Source organism: Amycolatopsis sp. NPDC004079 (genome assembly GCF_040610415.1).
GTDB lineage: Bacteria > Actinomycetota > Actinomycetes > Mycobacteriales > Pseudonocardiaceae > Amycolatopsis > Amycolatopsis halotolerans.
This window is the reverse complement of sequence record NZ_JBEXMH010000034.1, coordinates 88,729-95,322: the sequence shown is the minus strand read 5'-3', so window position 1 is coordinate 95,322 and position 6,594 is coordinate 88,729. Positions and strand designations below refer to the sequence as shown.

The window sequence follows — 6,594 nt, the reverse complement described above, 5'->3', positions numbered from 1 at the left end:
GATGTTGCCCGGCGGTGGCAGCAGGGGCCCGACGAGCGCCCACTGGGCATCGGTCATCGACGAGGTCGGGTAAAACGGACACGGCGGCGATGACGTGGCACCCCGGTCACCGTGGGCCGGGCACGACAAGCACGGGCAAGTAGGCGACACTGACACACGAGCTCCTGGTAGGAACGGTTGGCGTAGGAACCACCAGTCCTACCGGGAGCTCACCCAACCTCAGGGCATCACCACGCCAACCACCCCATCCAGTTCTCAGACGCCCTCTCAGGGTTCCCCTCACGGACGGTCTAGCAGCGTGGCTAGTGCGGCGGGGGCGGACGCGGCACCGCTGAGCGGATGCCAGCGGGCGCCTGCTTCTCGGGCGAAGCGTTCGGCTTCCTCGCAGTCTTCGGCTGGCGCCAGGATCAATAATTCTTCGCAGGCGCGGGCGGCCGGTAACGGGTCCTCGTCATCCGTTGCTCGGCAATCTGAAAGCAGGAGAATCGTTTTTCTGGCCGCTCGCGAGGAAGTCAGTTGCTCATTCGCCTTGCGCAAAGCCGCCGCCAGGGCGGTGACTCCGTGGCCGCGCAGCGACAGAACCGAATCCACCACCGACGCCTTCGAGCGGGAAGAGCGCAGGGGGCGGATTACCTCTGCGGTTCGGGCGAAGGAAACCACTGCGTGTTCCGCCGGTGCTCGCCACGAACACGCGGCAGCGGTGAGCGCGGCCGCTGCCAGGCGGGCTCCTGTCATTGAGCCGCTGGTGTCGATTACCAAGCACAGGGCCAATTCGGGTCTCGCCCATCGGCGGGCTACCAGGTCGTCCAGGGCGGGGACTCCGCCTACCGCGGCAGCGTCCACCAGTGCGGGCAGGGAGCGGTCCAGGTCTAGTTCGCCGCCTCGGTCGGCTCGGTCTCGGCGTAGTTTCCCTACTCCTCGGGCTCGGGCGACGCCGCGGCGTGCGACGTCGATCATCAGGCGGCCGGCTAGGCCTCGGGCGGCCGCGCGCAGGGATTCATCGGTGGCTTTGCTCATCTCGACCAGCAAGGCCATTGCCTCGTCCGCGTCCTCACGGAACGCCGCGCTGAAGGCTTCTTCGTCCAGTACGCCGACTTCGGGCGAGATTTCCGCGAAGCGGCCGTTGCGGGACAGTTCGGAGCGCGGGGTGGTGCTGCTCCGCGCGGAGCCTGGCCGGGGTGACCGCTGCTGTTGGCCCGCCGGCGGCGGGCTCAGGCTTCCCCCGGCGGGTCACCAGCCTTCGAGTCCGGCGGAGGGTTTTCTGTGCCGAAGACTGCTACGTACAGTTCGTCGATTACTGATTCCGCGGTGCGGCCGCTGGATTCGTGCAAGGCGATCCGGCCGGACAGGGCGGCCAGGGCGGCGTCGTGGCCGATTCGCCAGTCCGTGGCGGAAGCGCCGCGGATTCGGGCCAGTGAAACTGCCAGGCGTACGACGTCGATGGCGCCGCGTACGGAGGAGCCGACTCGGACATCGCTGTGATCGCGGGTGCGGCGTACCAGATCTACCACTTGGTCTCGCCATTCTGCGGGGACCGGCGGGCTCCTGCGGGCGACGATGTCGGCTTCCTCGTCTTGGCTTTGGTAGCCCATGACGATTCGGCAGACGCGATCGTAGATAGCCGACGAGATGCGGGCGGTGCCTACTGCGTCGAAGGGGTTCATCGCGGCTACTAAGCGGAAGCCGTCGGCTGCGCGTACTCGGCCCAAGCGGGGCACGTGCAGTTCGGCTTCGGACATTACCGTGATCAGGACGTTGAGGGTCTCCTCTGGGATTCGGTTGACTTCCTCGACGTACAGCAGGCCGCCGGTGCGCAGGGCTTCGATCAGGGGACCGTCCACAAAGGTCTCTGGCACGTAGCCTTCGGCCAGCACTCGCGAAGGGTCGAACTGGCCGACCAAACGGGCGGGGGTCAGTTCGGCGTTGCCCTCGACAAATACGAACGGTGAGCCGCCTGCTTCCGCGACTGCGCGCAGGAGCGTGGTTTTTCCGGTGCCGGGCGGGCCTTCCAGCACGACGTGCGCGCCGCAGTCGAGACCGGCCAGGAGCAGTTCGATTTCGCGGCGGCGGCCGACTACGTCCGCGGTCAACAGGGGCACCGCGGACTGCGGGCCGGAAACCGGCCCGCAGTCCGCAGACATTGCCGTCACGGTGCGTCGTGGACCAGCACGCCGCGCACGTTCCGGCCCTCCAGCAGGTCGTCGTAACCCTGGTTGACCTCGTCCAGGGTGTACGTGCGGGTGATGATCTCGTCCAGCTTCAGGTCCCCGCTCTGGTACAGCCCGAGGATCTTCGGGATGTCCACGGTCGGGTTGCAGTCGCCGAACAGGCTGCCCTTCACGGTCTTCTTGAACAGCGTCAGGATCGAGCCGGGGAGGTTGACGTTGTTGACCGACAGTTTGTTCAGCCCGGTCAGCACGATCGTGCCGCCCTTGCCGGTGGCGTTGAACGCGCCGGTCACGATCTCCTCGGTGACGATGCCCGCCGTGACGATGGTCTTGTCCGCGCCGTTGCCGTTGGTGAACGACTGCGCCAGCTCGGCCGCTTCCTCCGGCGTCGCGACCGCGTGCGTCGCGCCGAGTTCCATGGCCTTTTCGCGCTTGTTCTCCAATGGGTCCAGCGCGATCACGTTCTTCGCGCCGGCGTAGCGCGCGCCCTGCACCGCGTTGATGCCGATGCCGCCGACGCCGGACACGATCACCGTCTCGCCCGGGCGTACGTTGGCCGCGTTGACCGCCGAACCCCATCCGGTCGGGACGCCGCAGCCGACCAGCACCGCCTTGTCCAGCGGCAGGTCGTCGTCGACCTTCACGACCGAGTTCTGGTGGATGGTCGAGTACTGGCTGAACGTGCCGAGCATGCACATCGCGCCGTACTGCTTGACCGGGCCGGGGCCGCTGAACGGGAACCGCTCGCCGGGGAGGTAGCCCTCGAGGATCGTGGCGCCCATGTCGCAGATCGCCTGCTGCCCGGTGGAACACCAGCGGCACACGCCGCAGTTCGGGATGAACGAGCACACCACGTGGTCGCCTGGCTTGACGCGGGTGACGCCGGGACCGACGTCCTCGATGATGCCCGCGCCCTCGTGCCCGAGCACCATCGGCAGCCGGGCCTCCAGGTCGCCGTGCGCGATGTGCACGTCCGAATGGCACAGGCCGGCGTGCGTGTACCGGATCAGCACCTCGCCCTCGCCAGGGCCTTCGAGGTCGAGTTCGACCACCTCGATCGGCTTGCCCACCTCGTAGACGACCGCGGCTTTCGTCTTCATCGGGAACTCCTTTGTTCGAGCGGGCGGATCACAGCGCGATGTTCACGGACTTGGTCTGGGTGTAGAGGTCGAGCGCGGCCGCGCCCAGTTCCCGGCCCCAGCCGGACTGCTTGTAGCCGCCGAACGGCATCGCCGTGTCGAAGCCGTTGTACTGGTTGACCCACACCGAGCCTGCCTTCAGTTCCTTCGCAGTACGGTGCGCCTTCGCGACGTCGCGTGTCCAGACCCCGGCGGCCAGTCCGTACTCGCTGTTGTTGGCCGCGGCGGCCACGCCCTGTTCGGCGTTGAACGGCATGGCCGCCACGACCGGGCCGAAGATTTCTTCCCGGACGATGCTGAATTCCGGTTTCACGTCAACGAAAACGGTCGGCTCGATGAAGTATCCGGTGTCACCCCAGCGTTTTCCGCCGGTGAGCGCGCGGGCGCCGTCGGCGAGGCCCTCGCCGAGATAGCGCGAGACGCGGTCGAACTGCTCTTGGGAAACCATCGGGCCCAGCTGGGTTTCCGGGTCGAGGCCCGGCCCGATCTTCACCTGGCTCGCCGCCTGCGCGACCGCCTGGGTGAACTCCTCGAAGATCGTGTCCTCCACGTACAGCCGCGTTCCGGCGACGCAGCACTGGCCGTGGTTGAACATCCACGCGTTGACCGAACCCGGTACCGCGAGGTCGAGATCGGCGTCGGCGAAGACCACGTTCGGGCTCTTTCCGCCCAGCTCCAGCGAAACCTTCTTCAGGTTTCCGCTCGCCGCCTGGACGATCTTCTTGCCCACCTCGGTCGAGCCGGTGAAAGCGACCTTGTCGACGCCGTCGTGTGCGGCCAGCGCGGCCCCGGCGTCGCCGAAGCCGGTGACGATGTTGACCACGCCGGGCGGGAATCCGGCTTCCTCGAACAGCTTGCCCAGCAGCAGCGCGGTCAACGGCGTCTGTTCGGCGGGCTTGAGCACCACAGTGTTGCCCGCGGCGAGCGCCGGCGCGATCTTCCACGCGGCCATCAGCAGCGGGAAGTTCCACGGGATGATCTGCCCGCACACGCCGACCGGCTCGCGCAGCGTGTAGGCGTGGAACTGCGCGTCCGGCGCGAACGGCATCGACACATTTACCGTGCTGCCTTCGATCTTGGTCGCCCAGCCCGCGTAGTAGCGGAAGACGTCGGCGGCCCAGTTCGTGTCGACGGCCGTCGCGATGGCCGCGGACTTGCCGTTGTCGAGTGCCTCCAGCTGGCCGAAGATCTCCGCCCGCTCGGACAGCAGATCGCCGATGCGCCAGATCAGCCGTTCGCGTTCGTTCGGCTTCATCGCGGCCCACGGACCCGCGTCGAACGCCTTGCGCGCGGCGGCGACGGCGCGGTTGACGTCCTCGGCCTCGCCGTGCGCGACCTCAGCGATCTTCTCCCCGGTGGCCGGGTCGTAGGTCGGGAACGTCCGGCCCGACGCGGCCGGGACCCAGCGCCCGCCGATCAAGAGCTCCAGCGGGCCGGAAACAAACTCCCGGACCTGGGTGTGCAGGGGGAATTCCACCGTTGCGGTCACCTGGCGCCTCCTCACTTCGTTGTGACGGAGGTCATCGTCACCCGGCGGACCGGGGGCGAAGTGTTACAGAAGTGGACAGTCGTCGGTCACGCCCAGCGCCTGCATGCGGCGATACAGCGTGGTGCGGCTGATGCCGAGTTCGCGGGCCGCGCGCAACTTGTTGCCCTCACTGGCGCGCAACGCCGTGACGATCGCGTTCCGTTCGGCGAGTTCGCGCCCGCCGAGCTGCCTCGTGCGCGAACTGCCGCGGCACGCGGGCGGCAGCTGCGCGAGGTCGATCACCCCCGTGTACGGGAGGCGGGACACTTCGCGCATCACCGCGCGCAGCTCGTGCAGGTTGCCCGGCCACGGATGCGTGCGCAGCGCGGCCAGCGCGGTGCCGGTGAAGTGCGGTTTCCGGTCCGGATATTCGTCGCGGAGCATCGTCACGGCGATCGCGGGCAGGTCGTCGAGGCGCTCGCGCAGCGGGGCGAGGGTGACGGTTTCCGCGCATCTCGCCGCGATCGCCGCGACGGCTGGGGACATCGCGTCCGACGGGACGGAAGTGAGCAGCAACCGGGCCGATTCGGGGCTGTCGAGCGCCTCGCCGACCAACGGGAGCAGGCTCTCCGGGAGCAGGTGGACGTCGTCCAGGACAACGGCGGTGTGCGGCTGCGCGACGAGGTCAGTGAATCTTGTTGCCCAGGCTCGGGGTTCCTCGCGGAGCGCGGCGGCGGCGTGCAAGACGACCGGATCGTCGACACCGGCCCGCGCGCGGGCCGCGGTGGTGCGGCCGGTGCCCGGTTCGCCCGTGACGAGGACCGAGCGCGCGGGTTTTGTCGCTGCCGGAGCCGGTTTTCGGCTGCTGCTCGGTGCCTTCGCGATGCGGAAGACGGCACCGTCCGTCGAACCCTCGACGCGTTCGGCTACGACCGAAAGACTGATTCCGTCACCCACATCGAGGCGAGTGTCGAATACTCCGCGTTCCGGCACTTGCGGCAGCAACGTGCGCAGCAGGGTCGGATCGGCGGGACGAAGCTGTTCGATGCAGGTTTCGTTGGCGAACACCAGGTCGCCGCCAAGCACCGCGACCGGCACGCTGCGGTGGTGCGTGGCCTGCTGGAACGCCAGGAACAGCCGCCGCTCGCAGGCGCGGGCGCTCTCCAGCACAAGTTGTTCGATGTCGCCGACGACGCGTTTCACCAACGGCCCGAAAAGCGGGTTGCCGCTGTCGCTCTCGCCGGTGATGTCGAGGACGCCTTCGATGCGTCCGGTGAGCGGATGGCGGATCGGATGGCCGTAACAGCTGAACCGCTTCAACGCGTCGGCGTAATGCTCCTGGCCGTGGATTTCCACCGCCTGGCGCGATTCGTGCGGCGTGCCGAGCGCGTTCGTGCCGACGCGGCCCTCGCTGAGCTGCGAACCGTGCAGCACGCCGAGGTCCTCCAGCTGGCGTTGCAGGCCGCGGTCGCCGAACCAGCGGAAGACGAGGCGGCAGTCGCGGTCGGCGAGCAGGATGGAGAACCGGGTACCGGTGAGCTGCTCGACGAGCTGGTCCAGCACCGGGCGGGCGGCGGTCATCAGCCGGCTGCGCGGATCGACCTCGGCGATCGAAATCGCGGCCCGGTCCAGCTCCGGCTCCACGCCGAACAGCCGGGACCGGCGCCACGAATCGGCGATCGGCGGCCGCAGGACGGCGGAGCCCTGCGACGGTATCCCTCCGAGCGACACTGCTCCTCCCGACTACCGGACGGCGACGTAGCGGTTCGTGTGACAGTACCTTCGCGGATCGACAAGTTCCAGACGTGCGTCTTCCCCG

General features: G+C 68.3%; 5 protein-coding genes. All 5 read right to left on the bottom strand.

The features are described 5' to 3' along the window. Window positions 1-279: 279 nt before the first annotated feature. The 5 genes from ABZX37_RS29885 to ABZX37_RS29865 all read right to left on the bottom strand — a co-directional run bounded on the left by ABZX37_RS29885 (window position 280) and on the right by ABZX37_RS29865 (window position 6,506). Window positions 280-957 (bottom strand): vWA domain-containing protein, encoded by a 678-nt coding sequence (locus tag ABZX37_RS29885; protein WP_354745118.1) that lies wholly within the window; start codon window positions 955-957, stop codon window positions 280-282. A 254-nt stretch (window positions 958-1,211) separates the two neighbouring features. Then, window positions 1,212-2,141, bottom strand: a complete 930-nt coding sequence (locus tag ABZX37_RS29880) for a MoxR family ATPase (protein WP_354745116.1) — start codon at window positions 2,139-2,141, stop codon at window positions 1,212-1,214. 5 nt (window positions 2,142-2,146) lie between these two features. Next, the gene (locus tag ABZX37_RS29875; protein ID WP_354745114.1) at window positions 2,147-3,268 is read right to left on the bottom strand and encodes an NDMA-dependent alcohol dehydrogenase; all 1,122 of its coding nucleotides are present in this window, start codon (window positions 3,266-3,268) and stop codon (window positions 2,147-2,149) included. 28 nt (window positions 3,269-3,296) lie between these two features. Continuing rightward, entirely contained in the window at window positions 3,297-4,796 is a 1,500-nt protein-coding gene (locus ABZX37_RS29870; RefSeq protein ID WP_354745112.1) for an aldehyde dehydrogenase family protein, read from the bottom strand. A 63-nt stretch (window positions 4,797-4,859) separates the two neighbouring features. Beyond that, entirely contained in the window at window positions 4,860-6,506 is a 1,647-nt protein-coding gene (locus ABZX37_RS29865; RefSeq protein ID WP_354745110.1) for a helix-turn-helix domain-containing protein, read from the bottom strand. Window positions 6,507-6,594 lie beyond the last annotated feature (88 nt).